This is a genomic window from Oscillospiraceae bacterium, assembly GCA_035353335.1.
Classification (GTDB): Bacteria; Bacillota; Clostridia; order Oscillospirales; family JAKOTC01; genus DAOPZJ01.
On record DAOPZJ010000048.1, the window covers coordinates 2,381 to 20,655 of the forward strand.

General features: G+C 46.3%; 19 protein-coding genes. 6 read left to right on the top strand and 13 right to left on the bottom strand.

Going from position 1 to position 18,275, the window contains the following annotated elements; all coding sequences use genetic code 11:
* Positions 1–456: 456 nt before the first annotated feature.
* From PKH29_09755 to PKH29_09815, 13 genes are all read right to left on the bottom strand, one after another.
* The gene (locus tag PKH29_09755; protein HNX15117.1) at positions 457–2,577 is read right to left on the bottom strand and encodes a pyruvate formate lyase family protein; all 2,121 of its coding nucleotides are present in this window, start codon (positions 2,575–2,577) and stop codon (positions 457–459) included.
* 102 nt (positions 2,578–2,679) lie between these two features.
* Complete coding sequence (locus PKH29_09760) at positions 2,680–2,886, bottom strand: ParB/Srx family N-terminal domain-containing protein (GenBank protein HNX15118.1); 207 nt, start codon at positions 2,884–2,886, stop codon at positions 2,680–2,682.
* 168 nt (positions 2,887–3,054) lie between these two features.
* Positions 3,055–4,170 (bottom strand): GNAT family N-acetyltransferase, encoded by a 1,116-nt coding sequence (locus PKH29_09765; protein HNX15119.1) that lies wholly within the window; start codon positions 4,168–4,170, stop codon positions 3,055–3,057.
* An 11-nt stretch (positions 4,171–4,181) separates the two neighbouring features.
* Positions 4,182–5,090, bottom strand: a complete 909-nt coding sequence (locus PKH29_09770) for a DUF1848 domain-containing protein (protein HNX15120.1) — start codon at positions 5,088–5,090, stop codon at positions 4,182–4,184.
* Positions 5,091–5,111: 21 nt separating this feature from the next.
* The gene (locus PKH29_09775; protein ID HNX15121.1) at positions 5,112–5,621 is read right to left on the bottom strand and encodes a GNAT family N-acetyltransferase; all 510 of its coding nucleotides are present in this window, start codon (positions 5,619–5,621) and stop codon (positions 5,112–5,114) included.
* Between the two features lies 1 nt (position 5,622).
* The gene (locus PKH29_09780) at positions 5,623–5,931 is read right to left on the bottom strand and encodes a MazG nucleotide pyrophosphohydrolase domain-containing protein (protein ID HNX15122.1); all 309 of its coding nucleotides are present in this window, start codon (positions 5,929–5,931) and stop codon (positions 5,623–5,625) included.
* Positions 5,932–5,933: 2 nt separating this feature from the next.
* Complete coding sequence (locus PKH29_09785; protein ID HNX15123.1) at positions 5,934–6,437, bottom strand: hypothetical protein; 504 nt, start codon at positions 6,435–6,437, stop codon at positions 5,934–5,936.
* Positions 6,434–7,504, bottom strand: coding sequence for a GNAT family N-acetyltransferase (locus tag PKH29_09790; protein ID HNX15124.1), 1,071 nt, complete (start codon positions 7,502–7,504; stop codon positions 6,434–6,436). The genes PKH29_09785 and PKH29_09790 overlap by 4 nt, the downstream gene beginning before the upstream one ends.
* Positions 7,497–7,691 carry a 4Fe-4S binding protein gene (locus PKH29_09795; protein ID HNX15125.1) on the bottom strand — a complete coding sequence of 65 codons (195 nt, stop codon included), beginning with the start codon at positions 7,689–7,691 and terminating at the stop codon, positions 7,497–7,499. The genes PKH29_09790 and PKH29_09795 overlap by 8 nt, the downstream gene beginning before the upstream one ends.
* A gap of 152 nt (positions 7,692–7,843) precedes the next feature.
* Positions 7,844–8,806, bottom strand: a complete 963-nt coding sequence (locus PKH29_09800; GenBank protein ID HNX15126.1) for a hypothetical protein — start codon at positions 8,804–8,806, stop codon at positions 7,844–7,846.
* 15 nt (positions 8,807–8,821) lie between these two features.
* A complete protein-coding gene (locus PKH29_09805; GenBank protein ID HNX15127.1) occupies positions 8,822–10,261 on the bottom strand; it encodes an MBOAT family O-acyltransferase in 1,440 nt (479 codons plus the stop codon).
* An 8-nt stretch (positions 10,262–10,269) separates the two neighbouring features.
* The gene (locus PKH29_09810; GenBank protein ID HNX15128.1) at positions 10,270–10,944 is read right to left on the bottom strand and encodes a class I SAM-dependent methyltransferase; all 675 of its coding nucleotides are present in this window, start codon (positions 10,942–10,944) and stop codon (positions 10,270–10,272) included.
* Entirely contained in the window at positions 10,941–12,020 is a 1,080-nt protein-coding gene (locus PKH29_09815) for a uroporphyrinogen decarboxylase family protein (protein ID HNX15129.1), read from the bottom strand. The genes PKH29_09810 and PKH29_09815 overlap by 4 nt, the downstream gene beginning before the upstream one ends.
* A gap of 383 nt (positions 12,021–12,403) precedes the next feature.
* Between PKH29_09815 and PKH29_09820 the strand changes: the two genes are divergently transcribed.
* The 6 genes from PKH29_09820 to PKH29_09845 form a co-directional block, all read left to right on the top strand.
* Positions 12,404–12,892, top strand: coding sequence for a GNAT family N-acetyltransferase (locus PKH29_09820; protein HNX15130.1), 489 nt, complete (start codon positions 12,404–12,406; stop codon positions 12,890–12,892).
* Positions 12,893–12,969: 77 nt separating this feature from the next.
* Complete coding sequence (locus PKH29_09825; protein ID HNX15131.1) at positions 12,970–13,470, top strand: 2'-5' RNA ligase; 501 nt, start codon at positions 12,970–12,972, stop codon at positions 13,468–13,470.
* A 4-nt stretch (positions 13,471–13,474) separates the two neighbouring features.
* On the top strand, positions 13,475–15,031 hold the full coding sequence (locus tag PKH29_09830) for a GNAT family N-acetyltransferase (GenBank protein ID HNX15132.1): 1,557 nt from the start codon (positions 13,475–13,477) through the stop codon (positions 15,029–15,031).
* Between the two features lie 23 nt (positions 15,032–15,054).
* A complete protein-coding gene (gene thrC, locus PKH29_09835) occupies positions 15,055–16,539 on the top strand; it encodes a threonine synthase (GenBank protein HNX15133.1) in 1,485 nt (494 codons plus the stop codon).
* A gap of 21 nt (positions 16,540–16,560) precedes the next feature.
* Positions 16,561–17,814, top strand: coding sequence for a cofactor-independent phosphoglycerate mutase (locus PKH29_09840; protein HNX15134.1), 1,254 nt, complete (start codon positions 16,561–16,563; stop codon positions 17,812–17,814).
* 97 nt (positions 17,815–17,911) lie between these two features.
* On the top strand, positions 17,912–18,275 hold a 364-nt coding region (locus PKH29_09845), incomplete at its 3' end, for a citrate transporter (protein ID HNX15135.1).

The window sequence follows — 18,275 nt, forward strand, 5'->3', positions numbered from 1 at the left end:
CTTCTTTGGATTTTTGCACAATCTCAAGCGCGAATTCCGGCTGCGCTATCGGCTCTCCACCGGAGAGAGTAAGTCCGCCGCCGGATTTTTCATAAAACGCTCTGTCTGCCGCTGCCTGTGCAACAACCTTGTCCGCCGTAATTCGATAGCCGATCATTACCAGCGCTTTGGCAAAACATCTTTGCGTACAAAGTCCGCATCTTGCACAGTTTATTCGATTTAAAACATGTTGATTTTCAATTAAAGTATGGCAATTTTGCGGACATACCGAAACGCAGTAACCGCATTTGATGCACTTTTCTGTATAAAACGATATCTCAGGTTTCTGCTCTTTTGACTCCGGGTTATGACACCAGACGCAGTCCAGCGGGCAGCCCTTGAAAAAGACGGTCGTCCGAATACCCGGACCGTCGTGCAAAGAAAACCGCTGGATATTGTAAATTGTCCCAACCATCATTAAATCTCGTGCTCGGTTCGCAGCATAACTTCTTCCTGCATGGTCGGCGGGAGCTTAACAAAATAGTCGCTGTATCCGCCGATGCGCACGACAAGATCTTGATAGAGTTCCGGGTTTTCCCGGGCTTTTTGGAGTGTCTTTTTGTCGGTCACATTGATCTGAAGCTCAAATCCGCCGCGCGATAAATAGGTCTCGACAAGCGCCGTCAGCTTTTGTTTGGACTCGTCATCGAACATCGTCTTATTGAATTTCAGGTTGACCGCAATCCCGCCGATAAAAGGCGTGTGATCCCATTTGGTACTCGAAAGCACCGAAGCAGTCGGGCCCTTACATTCGCGTCCTTGTGCAGGCCCGGAGCCGTCGGAAAGCGGGAAAAACGCCGGCCTGCCGTCGGGAGATGCGCCGGTTTCACGCCCGAAACGGTCGTGCATAATCCAACAAAACAAACTCGGAATCAGCCGCGCGTTGGAATAGCAGGGGGTATATTTCCGACATTCCGTGTTGATGAAGCCTGAAATGATTCCGGAATATCTGTCCACAGCATCGCAGTCGTTGCCGTATTTTTCAACGCAGTTCAATAACTGCAAACGCTGAGGTTCACAGCCCTCAAAATTGCTGTCCAGCATCTGTTTCAACTTCGCAAAGGTGTATTCCTTGTTCTCAAAAATCATTTTTTGAATGGCATACAGCGAATCCGCAATATTTGCCATCCCGACAAAAGTCGGCATAATCCAGTTGTAGCGCGCGCCTCCCCGGTCGATATCAAGGCCTCTGTCAAGGCAGTCGTTGATAAAACAGGAAAGCAGGGGGATAAACCCGCTTTTCTCCCGTGCCACCCGGCAGCTCAACTCCGTTTCGAAATTTGCATTGATCGACTCTCTCAGATGGTCAAAATACGTTTCCATCAGCGCTTCCATGGAATCATATTCCCGGTCGAGCACATCCAGCAGCTTTTGCACTAAATTGGTATAAGGACTCGCCACCCACACGTTCGACGAAGCAATTGGCGTGATCTCGACGCAGGTGCTGTGAATATACGAACACGCCTCCTTGGCGGGAAGCCCATACTCACGCAGTCCTTTCGTAATCACTTCGTCGTTAAAAATCGCCGGGTGCGAAAAGCCCTGTTTTAAAATATCGTAAGTCAATTCGATGTCTTCTTTCGGAGTATCGGTGCAGCAGCACAACCCGACCGATGGGTAAACCAATCGGCATTGCTCGATCACGCGCATGCCCATTTTAGTCAGCTCGTTCGAGACTACCTTGCCGTTTTCATCCCGTCCTCCGACCATGTAACCGCTCGAGAGTCCGTGGACAACACGGCGGTTGATCTGAATCGCAAGGCAATCCAACAGGGTCTGCGCTTCATACGGCGTAATTACTCCGGCTTTCAGGTCATTTTCAAAAAACCGCCATAAATAGCGGTCAGGCCGTCCGAGTTGAAATTGCTGGATATGTAAGCGCAGCGGATTTGCCGACAGACAGTAGGTCAAAAAGTGCACCGACTGCACGGCCTCATAAAACGTCTCGGCAGGATATTCGGGTACTTTTCGGCAAATCCGTGCAATCTTTATAAGCTCTTTACGGCGTTTTTCATCTTTACAATTTTCGGCTTGCTTCTCCGCTTCATCCGCATACCGGTTCGAAAACACCACCACAGTTTTCAGACATTGCTCGCACGTCTCGTAAAACAGATCCTTTTTAATATCTTCTGCTTTTGAAAGGTCAAACGCCGCCCGCTTATTTCGAACAATTTCCGTTACTCCGGAAATCCCTTTACCGAGAAGCAATTCATAATCGACGGTCATGTGCGAATCCTGCCCCCGCTGCAATGCAATCATCGGAACGGTATACTTTTTCAACAAATCCCACTCGGTCTGCTCTTCAGGTGTGAGTTTTCGGTTGCTTTTTCCTACAATCAGCTCGCCGTCGTCAATCGACGGTGCCGCGTTGGAAAACGCGTATAAGTACGCATCTCCATACCGTTTTTCAAAATGCATCAACGAATTATTCTCGGCAAATCTGCGGTAAAAGTTGATATAAATATCCTCGTAACTGATATACGGATCAATCGCCGGCAGGCGCAGCTTTTCAATTTTCTCGCGGTCGTAATCGCACATAATAATACCTCACAAAACGACAAACTTCAACTTTTCAAGTATAACACATCCATACTAATCTGCAAATAACAATCGGGTGATTACATATTTTTCAAAACCGGATTAAAATTCTGCAACGATTTTATTATATAGTTCCCGCTCAAAAGTAATGATATATTTTTGATGCTGCTCCGGTGTCAGGTAATAAGCTGAGAGCGTTTTGATGCCGAGTTGCTTTGCTTTATAAAGTCGGTGATTTCCGTCAATCAACTTTTCTTTTCCGGCATACAGTTGCACTAAAATCAGCGGCTGCGACAAATCGGTTGTCATTGCATACTCTTTGTTGCCGCAAAAACGGTTGCAGGCAGCCAGTTCGTCGACCGAAACCTCAATCAGCTCAAATTGTTCGGCATCCGCAAGCAGGGCTGCGATGTCCCAGAAAATACGTCCACTTGGCGTTCCGATCTGATATTTTTGTTCGATATGTCAGCCCTCCCATCAGGTAAGGTCAATCCGATACCGCACCTCGCGCGTTGCCTCTTTATCAGCAAAATCACTGTCTTTATAAGTGCAGTCGAAGACAAATCCGTACTTTTCATAAAATCGCCGCGCGCGGGCATTTTGTTCAAACGCCCACAAAAGCACCTTTTTATAACCGAGTCGTTTCAACTCCGCCAACGCCGTATCCATCAACATCTTACCGACGCCGGTACTCCAATATTCCTTCAGCGTATAAAGCGAAACCACCTCTCCGAAATCCGGCAAATCTGCATCACGACTGGATCTGGATGTACATAAACCACAGGGTGTCTCGCCGTTAAACGCGAGGTAATACTGTCCTTTCCGTTCAGAAAGAATTGATTGAAACTTAACGGTGCGTTTTTCGATATCGGCCCTTGCCGCCATTTCCTCGGGTGAGATGATATCGACATAAGCCGCTTTCCACGACTCACAGATAATATATGCAAAAGCCCGCGCATCGGCCTCCGTAGCGTCACGGATGCTGAACACCTTTTCACCCGATTGGTACGCTTTAATGCGCTCGTCAATCATTTTCCATGCTGTCGGATTCGCAACTTCGTAATTCTCAACCGGCCAGCCCTCGGGTTTTTCACCTAAATACGGCTCAAAACCCATCTTTTTATAAATGTTAATTGCCTTGTAGCTGTGCGTCTTGGTCGTCAGATATAAAAATCCGTCGTTATTAATCTCGTTGTAGATGTCAAGAAGCTTGCTGAGCAGTGCCTTCATCAACCCATATCCCTGATATTCAGGCAGACAAGCGACCCGGTGAATCCGCCAATGGGTCTCCCCGAAATCCTTTCCGGGCCAAAGTGAAGCCGTCGCCGCTGCTTTGCCGTCGGTTGCAATCGCAAATAAACATTGTTTTTTCAACAACTCCGGGCAAGATAAAAAATCACGTGCAAAGACCGCGCGGGCCTGTTCGAGGGTGTCCATCTGAAAAACCCCGTATTGAATCCGCGCCCAATCCTCCTCCATACCCAGACGATAGCCGGAAAAAGTAAACCCCTCCGGCAGCTCAAAATGCGGATAGGTATGTACATCCGGTTTGACCATCAGCACGCTGATTTTCGGCAGTGACTTATCGAGCATAACTTATTTCCTCATTGAATTTTGTTCGACCGGACGGCTCGTTCCGTGATCTTTTCATCCCCGGTCAGCTTTCCGACCAGAATCTCGTTATTCGGGTCGTGCGCGTCGAACCTGCGCCGAGTGGTCAGGGGATTGTCGTTGGCGTAGCAGTAAATGCACCCGTTCATACAGGTATTATACGCGCCGATGTCGACGCTTTCAACACATCCGCAGCTCGGTCTTTGATTTTTATCGGATTTCAAATCGAGCTTGCAGCCGCAGATTTTTTCAATTCTTTCAAGATCAATGCAGCTTGCTCTTTCAATTCTGTATTTGTTCAAATCATTTTCGCAGCAGGCGACCGGCCGAAGCCCGTATGCCCTAGCGGTTTCTGTAATATTTCCCGACAATTCGGCTATTTCACCGGCGGTAATCGCCCGTACGAGTGGCGTTTTCAGCTTCGCATATAAATCCACAAAACTGACCGTCACAGTATCCGTAAAGCCGGTTAGCTTTTCACACATTCTCTTGAATTCACTCTTGTGAAAAGCCAAATCAAGCACATCATTCAAAATAATCGGGTCATATCGCCAAACTATGCGGTCTTTCCCGATTCGCTTTGAAAGTTTTATAAAAGTATCTTCCACAGATGATTTATCCCGCAATCCCGGTTCAATGGTCTGGTCATACGGCGTCAGCGTGAATTGAAAATAATACCGATATCCCATTCCGTCCAATTCATCTAGGAAAGGTAAAAAGCTTGCGGGGTCTTTTGTCCAAAAGACGATGCAATCGACGATATTTGGGATCAGCGGAACACGCGAAAGCTGCGCGTGATTCATCGGATTTCGGGTCAAAACAGACCCCGCGCGAATCCGGTTCATAAACCACTCGCCGTAAAAGCAGGGAATATCCGTTCTCCTCGATGCGGAGAGAATCAATAATAAAACATCCTTTCAAGATTAATATTTATAGTCCAATCCGAACAGAGCAATTTTTTTGTCGCGATTGTTGTCATATAGCTCTTTTCGGACAGTGATCATATTGAGCGAATCATAACCCAATTTATGATATAACCGCATCGCGTCCAGATTGCGCGGAACCACTTCCAGACAAACCGCGTCATAACCAGGTTTGCTTTTGATAAGTTCTTCGGCAAGTTTAATCGCTTCGGTTGCAATGCCTTTTCGGCGCATGGTCTCGTCGACGAAGATGTCCTCAATCCACGCCACATTCCCGCCGCGATACCCGATATGTAAAAATCCAACAGATCGTTCATTGTATTCAATCACATACAGCTCGTGACCGTCCGAAGTCCAGCTCGATAGGTTTACAGCGGCGTTTTCATGATTCTTCTCATCCGAAATCGGCTTTTTGCCCCGCAGTTCGCAGTGGTATCCGAAAAAGCGGATGATCCGCTCAATCGTTTCCTCACGAAACCGACTGTGATATTCTTCCAAAACAACCGTCATTTCACTCACCCTCAAATTTGATTGAGTTTCCGTATTTTTTGTTGTTTATTTTTTCCTTAATCGGAATCACCTTTTCAAGGTTGATGTCATAGGTGTTTGCAATCGCCAGTATATAATACACTACATCCCAGAGTTCTTCTTCCACGGTCTCTTTTACTTTACCTTCCTGTTCGGGTCGAAGGTCTTTACGCATGGCGCGGGCGAGCTCGCCGATCTCCTCCGCCAGCTTCATAAAATACTTCTCTTTCTGCTCCGGATGAAAATCTTTGGATTTGATGTATTCTTGCAAATAAGAAATCGTGATGCCCATGTTCATGTCTCCTTAATGATTTTTAACATCCGTTCGGCGGTCTGTTCCGGCGTGAGATCGGTGGTACCGATTTTCGGGTAGTCCAAACCATCGAAAATGGTTCTGGTGTTTTCCATGGAATAGACAATACGCTCTTCATTGCGCCCGTCGTTTTTCATCCGCCGGATATTTTCGCTCTCACAACAGGTTAGCAGAATCGTTATCACTTCAAACTCGAATTCCGCTTTTAGTTCTCCAAGCATATCCTCGAGCATTTTCTTTCGGTGCGCATGGTACCCGTAAGGAAAAATGACATACTCCACAAAAGAAGTTTTGAAATAATTACGCATCAGCGCTAGGATATTCTGTTTCTGAACGGCAATCACTTCTTCGCCGCGCGCCGGGTTCATCATGCGCAAGGAGTCGCTGTCTATATATGCGGAATGGGGCAGAACTTTCAAAAACGCGGCGCTCGCGGTCGATTTCCCGACGCCGTTCGGCCCGAGAATTAAAATTAATTTTTTCATTCGGGTTCCTCTCGTAAATCATCCTTTAAACAGTTCTTCAACTCTGTGAATATTTTATCACAAAATTTTACCAAGCGAAAGCGTTCCCGGGGCAGGGCGGCAGCAATTTTTTCAGCGGTGCTCACTGCCAATCGACAATCGTCCTCGCCGACCAAACCCTCAGAATACGCTTGCTCGAGCTCATCCGCGTCAAGCGTCATAATCCTGCCGTCAGGCAGCAGTACGACATCGATAAACAAATCAAAATAAAAGGACTCTTCTCCGCAAATCGTGTTATCTTTGGTGATATCGAAATAATACTGAATCGGTTGGTCCTCGGCGTCGAATTGGACGGTCAGCCACCAGTTTTCATTTTCCGGCCCGATCTGCATCCAGTTAAAACTCCGATCCGCCATTATTGTTCTTTTGCTCAATAACGTCACAATCAACGGAGCGGTGACTTCGCGAATTTCAAATAATCCTGCCATTCCTTTTAACTTCGGAAAATCCAGCGGCATATAGGCGCTCGACGATTTGGTGACCCGCTTCCAATTAGTTAGATTCAACGTTTTTCTCTTGACCCGCAGTTGCTCTGACCCCGAGAACAGAATCGGATCAAAGTACATTGGCGTGAAAATGAACCCACCGATATTTTGTTCTTTGTCCGAAGCGGTAAAACCGTATTTTTGATAAAACGGCATACCAACAGGGGAGGCCTCGAGCGTAACGCGTCTGATGCCCGCTCTCGTCAAATCTGCGATTACAGCGTCCATCAAAGCCGTGGCAATTCCTTGTCTTTGATAAACCCCATCCACAAACAGCATGGAAATCCTGCCTTCGCCGCGCTCGGAAATCACCCCGACGATTTTATCTCCGCCGCCATTCTCTACCTCATCAACAGCGATAAACATCATATGCTTTTGTAAGGTATAGTTGGTGATATACCCCTCATTTTTCACGCATCCGCCGATAAATTTTGGGATTGCATCCTCAGTATAAAGCGGTGCTTCGAACTCCGTAAAAACACGCCTTCCCAGTTCCAGCGCAGGCAAAACGTCCTCCGGATTTGCTCTTCGAATTCTAATCATCTTCGCTCTCTGCATTCATCGGACATTCGTGCAGACACGAACCGCAGTCCTTGCATTGTTTATTGATTTTCGGAACAGGGAAGCCCATTTTCCCGTTTTCAATTACAATGGCCCCATTCGGGCAGGCCGATATGCACGCCATGCACCCTATGCACAGCCCGATATTGATCACATGGCTGATGTTCATTTATCTTATCTCCAATCATTTTCTTTTTACTTTTTAACTCATTCTTCTGTACATCAAAAAATCGGCCCGGGCATTACCTTGTGAATTCTCCCGGTCAAAAGCATGAGAAGGGTAAAACATAACTTGACGCCATACTATGAAAGTCAAAAAGATTATTTTTCAATCAACTCAGATAAAGCAGCCGAAAAAGCTTCTCTTCCTGCAGTGGAAAGATGAATCAAATCCTGAAAATAGGTCGCGTTGCTGCTGTCAAACTCATATGTCTTTATTAATGATAATTTCGTATCTTTCATTTCAAGATAAGTTGAAAAGGTCTGATCTGTAACGATCATTTGCACATTTTCCGCAGCAAGCAGCGTCATATATTCCTTCATTATAACTCGATAAGTCTTATTTTTAACTATTTTTAAATACTTCGGCGCTTCCACGAAAACCAGCTTGATGTTATTTTCTCGGCAAAGTTGGATAATTTCAAAAAGACTTGTAACTTGTTCGAAATTAAGATTAAAAAAACGGGTGTAGATTGGCAGTGAATTGAGGATTTCAGCGGTTTTACCCACATTCCCGGCGGTGCTGCTCCCGTTTCGATAACGCGAATTGACAAGGGGATAAGAAAGCGGCCAGGTCAAAAACAACTCGTTATTGGCTGTGACAGCCATTTCGAATAATTCTTTAATCCCCGCTTTTCCCTTTTCGGAAAGCATTTTGTAAAGTTCGGCCATATATTTAAAATCGGTATCCAAGACCAATCGGTCATCACTTAATGAAACTTCCGTGGCAAGTGTGTAAGCATACATATCGACATAGAGTTCCTTGATATTCACTCCGCGCTCGATCAGATATCTTAATTCGGAAGCTTCAAGACACGGTTGATTCCCGTTATATGATAATAAATATACCGAACGGCTCGTATTTGCTCCGATGATATTGACGTCAAGTCCTTGTCTGAAAATCGAGGAACCGATAAAAAGACGGTCGATTTCCCCGTCCGAAATCAGTCGGCTCATACCGAATTCGGCGTTATCCATTCTATGGCTTAAACTGAACTTTTTCACCGGTACAAAAGCGCAGATGAGAACCAAAGAGGCAAGCACAACATATAAAATTCTTTTCATGAATTGTCTGCCTCCTTAAAAGTTCGCATAAATAAAGCTCGAAGCGCCGAAAACGCCGAACAAAACGGCACTTACGAGGAAGAATACCTGCCAGGCCGAAAGGGTAAGGGATTTTTGCGGTTTTCTCCGTTTGTCTTCGAGCAGTTCGAAAATCAGGAAGATCAATATAAACAGACATACAGTCAGGAAAAATGCCACGCAAGTGTTGTCACCGGTGAACGGCATGATCGAATTTATGATTGAATTTCTGTCAAAAGCAAACCCGACAAACATCCGTTTGATATATAAAAACGCCGTACCGAGAGACGAAGATCTAAAGAAAATCCACCCGAACATCACAACCACAAATGTAAACAGGACGGAGAACAGCTGATAAATAAAACTGCGTTTCTTTTCACGTTCCTTAGGCGTTAGTATGTTCAAAACGCCGTGATAGCCGCCCCAAAACAAAAAGTTCCAACCCGCGCCGTGCCACATGCCGCAGATTAAAAAAGTGACCATCACATTTAACGCTCGTCTTAATTTCGAGCAATGGTTTCCGCCCAGCGAGATATAGAGATAATCCCGCAGCCACGATGACAGCGAGATGTGCCACCGGCTCCAGAAATCCCGGATATTCATCGATAAATAGGGCCGCCGGAAATTTTCGATCGTATCAAACCCGAGCAAGTTCGAAAACCCGACCGCAATCTCAGAATACCCCGCAAAATCGCAGTAAAGCTGAACCGAATAAAAAAATGCCGCCAGCCAAAGCGCAAGCGAGGGATGTGTTCCGGGAGAGTCGAACACTGTGTTCACATAACCCGACAATCGATTGGCAATTACGGCTTTCATAAACAGACCAAGTAAAATCCGTTGAAATCCCTTTTGCGCAAGCTCACTCCGAAAAGTCAATCCCTCGGAAACGGACTTTCGAAAACGATCATATCGTTCAATCGGCCCCGAGATGATGTGCACAAAAAACGATGTGAACACCGCATAGGTGATAATGTTTGTCTCATGTTCATATTTTTGCTTATATACATCAATCAGATAACCGATCATCCTGAAGGAGTAATACGAAATCCCCAGCGGAATCAATAGTTTCAGCGTCATTTCCGTAGTTCCGATGCCGAAAGCCGTCAAAGCGGAATTGATACTCTCACAAAAAAATCCGAAATACTTGAATCCGAACAGTGCCATAATGACCGGGATAATTCCCGCAATCAAGCAACCCTTGCGGTTTTTATTCCGACCCATCCATCCCCCGCATAAAAACGTCCAAACCGTCTCTGCGGCTAAAATCGCAAACATCTTATAATCGCACAACAGATAAAACAGGACGTTTGCGCAGAACAGAAAATAGAGCCGCCTTTTTTTCGGTGTCACATAATAAAGCGCCGTGATCACCGCAAAGGCGAGAATCAAACTCAGTGTGCTGTTTTGAAACGTCCCGTCGAAGATTTGTGCGATCATATAATTTTTTATACCTTCTTACATTTTAACAGTAAAGACCAGTGTTTGCTGTAATAATTCGTATCGTCCGCTTTATATTCAGCGTTCTCAATCGGCGGCAGTTCAAAGATCCAATTCGAAAAGAACCGCCTGACATCAAAAATATTGACATAAAAATGCGGCATATCCTGTCCGGCTTCAATCTCATTCCGCAGCAAGGTGTTTTCATCAAGCATTTTATATTGATCGGCGTTTTGAAAACTGTAGGTGTTTTTCGAAATCAACGTTAAGAACAACTCACCCCCGGGTTTCAGCACCCGCTTGATCTCCTCTAATACGGCAGTAAATCCGTTTGCGTCGGTGTGGTAGACAACGTTATAAGCCATGATACAGTCGAAACTGTTGTCCTCAAACGGCAGTGTGAGCATATTAGAAACAGCGGTTTTGACGGTCAAGCCCTCTTTTTTCGCCCATTCGCGCAGATGGTTGACCCCGTAATCCGAGAGATCTACCGCGTTTACGTCAAAGCCTTTTGTCGCCATGTAAATCGAGTGCCGCCCGAGCCCGCATCCGAGATCAAGAAAACTTTTGAACCCGAGCCCTTGCCACCGTTCCGCCAAATAAGCCGATTCCGTACAGGGGATAAGCCACACATTGTCGGTGTTCTTGCTCCAATCCCATGCTTTTGTGATGTAATTATTCATATTTCCTCCGTTTTTTGTTTAGCACAGTGATACATTGCCGCGATGTTTTCGGTCGGGATGTCTGCGCTTAAAATTTGACTTCCCGCAAAAATATAACCGCTTTCTTTAAACAAATCCATCAAGCGGCGGCATTCAATGGTGACTTCGCCGGGCTTACCGTTCGGCAGCAGATGTTGGGTGTCCACAGCGCCGTGAAAGATCAATTGATCGCCAAATTCGGCAATCAAACCCTCCGGCTCCATATCGCGCGCGGTTACCTGAATAGGATCCAGTATTTCCACACCTGCTTTGATCAAGAAGGGGATCAGCGGCTTAATCCCGCCGCAGGAATGCATCATCACATGCAAACCGTAGGATTTGGCGAGACCACATAACTTTTTGATGTTTTCAAAAAAGAATTCAGCCCACATCTCCTCGCCTAACAACAGCCCCATTTGACTTCCGAAGTCATTACCGAAAAACCAAACGTCCATTTTGCCTTTCAGCGTGTTAAAGTAGGCATCGTTTAATTCCAAATAGACTTCGGTCATTTTGTCCACCAGAGCGTGGATTCTCTCCGGTTCCAAAGCAATATCGGTCAAAAACCGCTCGAATCCGTACATGCGGTAGCAGTCACCCATGATGCCGGTCCAGAGCCCGCCGATAATCACGCGGTTTTGGTTATCCTCTGCTTCTTTAACCAGCGGAGCGAAATCAAAATCATCGCGCGTCGGGAAAGGATGCCGTAAAATATCCTGTGTGGTTTGAGCGTTTTTTAGTGGGGCTTCAATCGCCTCATCCACCGCAAATTTGGAATCATAAGCCGATCGTCTCCACCGGATGCCGAACGGGCAAATTCGTTCCTGTTGTGTAACATCGATTTGCTTTTTCCAACACCGGAAATACCCCTCGTTTTGTGAGATGTCGCGTGTCGGAAGATAGAAAAAATCGCTTCCTACATCATCCAAAAGCTCTTTTTCGGTTGCAGCGCCGTAATATTGTCTCAACCTGCGTTCGACTTTCGGCGCTGCCATGAAGTCGACCATGACTCCTTTTTTAGAGAGCAATAAATTTTCAAATTTTTCTTTTCTATTCATGCTTTCTCCGTTGCTTCGGTCTGCGAATAACAAAACCAAAATATTCAATTCGATATTACCACATTTTAGCCAAATTTTCAATGAGATCGGAGGTGTTTTCAGAATTTCAAAAATAAGGGTTGACAAATTGTTATGACTTGTGTTATACTCGGTAAAATTTTTTCACGGGAGGGTATCGGTTATGACGTTGTTCAAAGCGAATTTCTATACGACAATGACTACCACCGGTACGCATGACGTGTATGGTACTACTACCACTACCGCCGTGCTTATCCCTCTGTTATCAACTTCGGAAAAATAGAAGATCATTTTTCGAACCAACAGCGGTGTAAGCAAAGTATAAAAGCTTGCGCCGTTTTTTATTTTACTCAGGAGGAATTCAAATGAAAATCACCATCCGTTCATCCGTCCTCGAAGATTGCGAAAAAATCCGCCCTCTGCAAAAGGAGATAACCGACCTGCACCATAACAGCTGCCCCGATTTGCTAAAAACCGAGCCCAAATTCTTTACGCCCGAGGCTTTTTTGGAATTATTAAATAAGCCCGATTATTTTACCTACATTGCCGAAAGCGAAGCCGGTGAGGTCGTCGGATATGCGTTTGTGAAGATCGACCGCGTCCGAAACCATCCCGTGTTTATCGATTTCGACCGGTTTTGCATTGAGGACATTTGCGTTCTTATAAAACACCGCCGTACGGGTATCGGGCGAATGTTATTCGAGCGTTGTAAAGCAACCGCGCAAGAAAAGAATTGTCGCAGCATAGAACTGAGCGTCTGGTGTTTTAACACCGAAGCGATCGTATTTTACAAGTCCATGGGCTTGCAAGAACGTTATATGCGTATGGAATTAAAACTCAATTCCGAATCATGAAATATCAGCTTTGAAATTTTAGGTAACACAAAGGAGACCCGTCATGGATGATAAGCGTATATATCTGATCGCACAATTTGATAATAACACAAAACAAAAAGCTGACCGGAATTTACGATAAGCTCGTTCAATCGGGTTTCATCGGCGAACAGACAAAAGATATCCCTTATCATTTCACTTTTGGAAGCTTTGATTTGGGGCTTGAAACGCAGGTTTTGGAACGCACGCAAGTCGTTTGTCAACTGACAAAACCCTTTGACATTGCTCTCAACTATAACGGCTTGTTTGGATTAAAAGTTTTGTTTCTGGCTCCCTCAATAAATATGGAATTGTTGAAACTTTACAGCGACTTAGTACCAAGCGGGACAGTAAACGGCAGTCATAATTGGGTAGCACATGCCACGATTCTCATGGATAATCCGGATCATATTCAAGCAGCAATTCCGATTGTTTCACAAGCTTTCTCGCCTTTCGTCGCTAAAATTGAAAGCATCGGGGTGTACGAATTTTTCCCGAAGAAATTCATAGCGGAATATAACATAACGCGTAATACAAAAATAAGCAGAAACGGAAGATAAAAATATGAACAGATTAAAACTGATATTCCCCACCCTCGAAATGGAGTCACAAGCATTGGCATTTCGTCAGGAGTGTTTTGATAACGGCGAAACCGAGATCCAAGGCGACGGCGGGCTCGATCACGCCGAGAGTTATGCCGGTTGGATTGCAAAAATCAACGACGACCTGATGAACGATAGCAATCCTTATGTCCCCGCATCCCTATATTTTGCCTTCGACGGTGAAAAATTGGTAGGCGTCATTCAAATCCGTCACCGGTTGAACGAGGAATTATTGAAATGTAACGGAAACATCGGCTATCATATTCGACCCACCCAACGCAAAAAGGGTTATGCAACCGAAATGCTCGCATTGGCGCTTGAAAAGTGCAGGGAACTGGGTCTTGAAAAAGTGCTTGTCTCTTGCGACAACGATAACTACGGCTCGGCAAAAACCATTCAAAAAAACGGCGGTGTTCTCGAAAATGAGGTCACATTGGAAGACGGCGCTGTTGTTCAGCGCTATTGGATTGAAATCCCCAAAAAAGACGGCATCATCAAGGGCAGACTAAAATTGGTGTTCCCGACTCTCCAAATGGAGCAAAAAGCGCTCGATTACCGTCAGGAGTGCTTCGACGCAGGAGAAGTCGAAATCAACGGCGACGCAGGACTCGACCACGCCGATAACTACGCCGATTGGATTAAAAGAATTGAATCCGATCTGACGATCAAATATGAAACCAACGCGCTCGTTCCTGCCACCGAGTATTTCGCTTTTGACGGCGACCGCATGATCGGAACCATTCAAATCCGTCATAAACTGAATGAGTATTTGTTCAATTACGCCGGTCACATCGGCTACGAAATCCGCCCCTCGGAGCGCAGAAAGGGCTACGCTGCCGAAATGCTTTCGCTTGCACTGCAAAAGTGCAGGGAACTGGGGCTTGAGCGCGTGCTGATAACCTGCGTCAAAACCAACATCGGCTCCGCCAAAACCATGATCAAAAACGGCGGTGTACTGGAAAACGAAGTCTTAAAAGACGGCGTATCTTTTCAAAGGTATTGGATTGAGCTTCCCAAAGCAGATATTCGGCTCATTACAAGCCAACAATTCGACGCTTGCATCAAAGTTATCAATACAAGTTTTTTAACTGTTGCAAAACAATTCGGTCTTACAAAAGAAACTGTACCAACCCATTGTGCTTTTTTTGGTGTAGACCGACTAGAAAGCGAATCTGCGCACGGCGACGAGATGTACGGGCTTTATAAAGCAGATCAAATCATCGGCTTTGTGTCACTCGCGAATAGACCGCTCAATGAAAATGATCCGATTGAAAGGGTGTTTACGATGAGACACCTGGCTGTTCTGCCCGAATACCGTCATATGGGTTACGGCAAATTACTGATTGACTATATTTGTGTCCGAACTAAAGTGCTCGGCGGTAAAAGGTTACTCATCCGCATCATTGACAAACACACTGTTTTGAAAAACTGGTATCTCGAATACGGATTCATCCAGACCGAAACGCGTACATTCAATCACCTGCCGTTCACGGTCTGTTTTATGGAAAAAACCGATTGATTAAAGTCAAGGAGTGAATCATTATGGAATTTTGCAGCACAAGAGATAAGAAATTAAATGTGAGCGCAGCAGTCGCGATCTTATCCGGTCTCGCGCCGGACGGCGGTTTGTTTGTTCCTACTTCGCTTCCGTCGTTTTCGCTTGCCGAGGTCACAGCAATGAGCGAAATGGATTACCGCGCCTGCGCTTTAACAGTGCTGCAAAAGTTTCTGCCCGGATTTTCCGCGGATGAACTTTCGTCCTATATCCAAAAGGCCTACGGGGATAATTTTGATACCGCTGATCCCGCGCCTCTGCATGACCTCGGCGACAATCTTTATACGCTGGAACTCTTTCACGGCCCTACCTGCGCTTTCAAGGATTTCGCTCTGCAAATGTTGCCCCATCTGCTGGCCTCCGCAGCGAAAAAGTGCGCAACTAATAAAAAGATTGCCATTCTCACTGCCACCTCGGGTGATACCGGAAAAGCCGCGATGGAGGGTTATGCAAACGTCCCCGGCACTTGCATCTGCGTGTTTTATCCCAATGGCGGCACCAGCGAAATCCAACGTCTCCAGATGGCAACACAAAAAGGTGATAACGTCAATGTGCTTGCCGTCAGGGGCAATTTCGACGACACGCAAAATGGGGTCAAGGAAATTTTCTCCGACAAGGCCTTGGAAGAGGAGTTTTCTCGTAAAGGTATTCTGCTTTCCAGTGCCAATTCCATCAACTGGGGACGCCTTGCCCCGCAAATCGTTTATTACTATTACACCTATTCCCGTTTATTAAATAATAAAGCTATCCAACCGGGTGAACCCGTCAATTTCTGCGTGCCGACCGGCAACTTCGGCGATATTTTAGCCGGTTATTATGCCAAAAAGAGCGGCCTGCCGATCAACAAACTTATCTGCGCCTCCAATAAAAACAACATTCTCACCGATTTTATCAACACCGGTGTTTACGATAAAAACCGACCGTTTTACCGGACCGACTCACCCTCGATGGATATTCTGATCTCCTCCAACCTCGAGCGTCTGCTGTTCATGCTCTGCAATGACAATGTAAAAGTAAACGGATTTATGGATCAGTTGAAAGTAACAGGACGTTACGAAATCGGAAAAGAGCTGCTTGCCAAACTGCACAACGAGGGTTTTTGTGCATATTACAGTGTCGAGAATGCCACAGAGTCCTGCATTGCCGAGATCTGGAACGAAAAGTCCTATCTCTGCGACACGCATACCGCCGTGGGTCTCAACGCTTACCGGCAATATCGAACAACGCAGGGCGACCGAACTACGACCGCGGTGCTCTCCACCGCTTCCCCGTTTAAGTTCGCCCCCGCCATTCTGCGCGCGCTCGGGCAAACACCGCCCAAAAGCGGCTTTGGAGCCGTTGACACGCTGGAGCAGTTCACCGGACTTTCCGCCCCCAAGCGGTTAAAAGAAATCCGGGAATTGCCCGTTCGATTCGATCAAACCATCAGCCGGTCCGAGATGAAGCAAAAGGTGATCGACTGGCTGAAATAATTTATAAAGCTGGTTGTCAAAATGAAATATGTTGTATTTTTAGGCGACGGCATGGCCGATATCGCCGTACCGGAGCTATCAAACCGCACACCTCTTGAAGCGGCAAAACACCCCGCAATGGATGAACTTGCCCGAAAGGGCATTTTCGGCATGGCAAAAACCATCCCCGACGGCATGGAAGCAGGCAGCGATACCGCCAACCTTTCGGTATTCGGCTATGACCCGAAAATCTATTATTCGGGGCGCTCTCCGCTTGAAGCCGTCAATATGGGCATTGACCTCTCTCCCGAAGACGTCACCTACCGTTGCAACACGGTTACGCTCTCAAAAGCCGCAAAGCTCGAAGACACCGTGATGCTGGATTACAGTGCAGGGGAGATTGAAAATGAGGACTCCCACACCATCATCGAGTCTATTGCGCGTCACTTTTCCGATAAAGCAGAACTTTTCGCAGGAATCCGTTATCGTCACTGCCTTGTGCTTCGAAATGCCGAAACAGGTGCTAAGACATTTGCACCGCATGACATCCACGGTCAAAAGGTAGGAAAATATCTCCCTAAAGGTGTAAACAGCGATTTATTGCGTGAGATCATGGAATATTCTTTTTTTGAGCTTCCGAAGCATCCGGCCAACATCCGTCGTGTCAAAGAGGGCAAAAAGCCGGTCTCGGCGGTTTGGCTCTGGGGCGAGGGCAGAAAGCCCCAAATGACCGATTTCAAGGAAAAATTCGGCCTTCAAGGCAGCATCATCTCGGCGGTCGATCTGATCCAGGGCATGGGTAAATGCGCAGGACTGCGGGTGCTTCAAGTACCGGGCGTGACCGGTGACAATTCCACCGATTTCGCCGCCAAAGGCCGCGCCGCAATAGAAGCTTTAAAAACCGACGATTTCGTCTATATCCATGTCGAAGCCCCGGACGAGTGCGGCCATCACGGTCAACCGGCAGAAAAGGTCTGGTCGATTGAGCAGATCGATCAAAAAATCGTTAATCCGGTCATGGATTATCTCAAGTTCTGCGGCGAGCCGTTCGGTGTCTTACTGATGCCCGACCACCCGACGCTGGTCTCCACCACCACACACAGCGCTGAGCCCGTTCCGTTCGCGTTTTACGACAGCCGCAGGGAACTCGATAACGGTTACGATTCCCGTTTCACGGAACCCTGCGCGCAAAACACCGGCTTTTATCAGGAACACGCCCACGAATTGATGAATCTGATGGTCAATTATGAGGAGATGTCCGCGCTTTCACCCCATAAATATGTAATCCGATATTGACTTTGAGTGAATAAATGTTAAAATGCAGCAAGCAGATTCTTCATTCACCTGCTGCTTTTACGCTTCTTTTTTAAAAATGTGGAGAATCGATATAAAGATGGACATAACCCAAAATCAGAAACCTCATTGGATTGTAAAATTCCTCAAAAATAACGCAATGATGCTGATCGCCGTATTAACGGCGGTGATCTCGGCTTTTTTCGTCAAACCCGACAGCGCCTATCTCGGTTATTTCGATTTCAAAACACTCACCTGTCTTTTTTGCGTGCTTGCAGTCGTCTGTGCCTTTAAAAATATCGCCTTCTTCGAATTGCTGGCGGCACAGATTGTCAAACGTTGCAAAAATACCCGCACAACGGTGCTGGTGCTCGTCTATATCACTTTTTTCAGCTCAATGCTCATCACTAACGACACGGCTTTACTGACGTTTTTGCCGCTCGCCTACACAACTCTGAAACGCA

What these genes read in the sequence shown, in the direction of transcription:
- PKH29_09785 (HNX15123.1), bottom strand. Translation starts at nt 6,437, where the DNA reads ATGAAAAAATTAATTTTAATTCTCGGGCCGAACGGCGTCGGGAAATCG.
- PKH29_09810 (HNX15128.1), bottom strand. Translation starts at nt 10,944, where the DNA reads ATGAATAATTACATCACAAAAGCATGGGATTGGAGCAAGAACACCGAC.
- PKH29_09815 (HNX15129.1), bottom strand. Translation starts at nt 12,020, where the DNA reads ATGAATAGAAAAGAAAAATTTGAAAATTTATTGCTCTCTAAAAAAGGA.
- thrC (HNX15133.1), top strand. Translation starts at nt 15,055, where the DNA reads ATGGAATTTTGCAGCACAAGAGATAAGAAATTAAATGTGAGCGCAGCA.
- PKH29_09790 (HNX15124.1), bottom strand. Translation starts at nt 7,504, where the DNA reads ATGATTAGAATTCGAAGAGCAAATCCGGAGGACGTTTTGCCTGCGCTG.
- PKH29_09830 (HNX15132.1), top strand. Translation starts at nt 13,475, where the DNA reads ATGAACAGATTAAAACTGATATTCCCCACCCTCGAAATGGAGTCACAA.
- PKH29_09755 (HNX15117.1), bottom strand. Translation starts at nt 2,577, where the DNA reads ATGTGCGATTACGACCGCGAGAAAATTGAAAAGCTGCGCCTGCCGGCG.
- PKH29_09820 (HNX15130.1), top strand. Translation starts at nt 12,404, where the DNA reads ATGAAAATCACCATCCGTTCATCCGTCCTCGAAGATTGCGAAAAAATC.
- PKH29_09775 (HNX15121.1), bottom strand. Translation starts at nt 5,621, where the DNA reads ATGACGGTTGTTTTGGAAGAATATCACAGTCGGTTTCGTGAGGAAACG.
- PKH29_09840 (HNX15134.1), top strand. Translation starts at nt 16,561, where the DNA reads ATGAAATATGTTGTATTTTTAGGCGACGGCATGGCCGATATCGCCGTA.
- PKH29_09760 (HNX15118.1), bottom strand. Translation starts at nt 2,886, where the DNA reads ATGACAACCGATTTGTCGCAGCCGCTGATTTTAGTGCAACTGTATGCC.
- PKH29_09780 (HNX15122.1), bottom strand. Translation starts at nt 5,931, where the DNA reads ATGGGCATCACGATTTCTTATTTGCAAGAATACATCAAATCCAAAGAT.
- PKH29_09765 (HNX15119.1), bottom strand. Translation starts at nt 4,170, where the DNA reads ATGCTCGATAAGTCACTGCCGAAAATCAGCGTGCTGATGGTCAAACCG.
- PKH29_09800 (HNX15126.1), bottom strand. Translation starts at nt 8,806, where the DNA reads ATGAAAAGAATTTTATATGTTGTGCTTGCCTCTTTGGTTCTCATCTGC.
- PKH29_09805 (HNX15127.1), bottom strand. Translation starts at nt 10,261, where the DNA reads ATGATCGCACAAATCTTCGACGGGACGTTTCAAAACAGCACACTGAGT.
- PKH29_09795 (HNX15125.1), bottom strand. Translation starts at nt 7,691, where the DNA reads ATGAACATCAGCCATGTGATCAATATCGGGCTGTGCATAGGGTGCATG.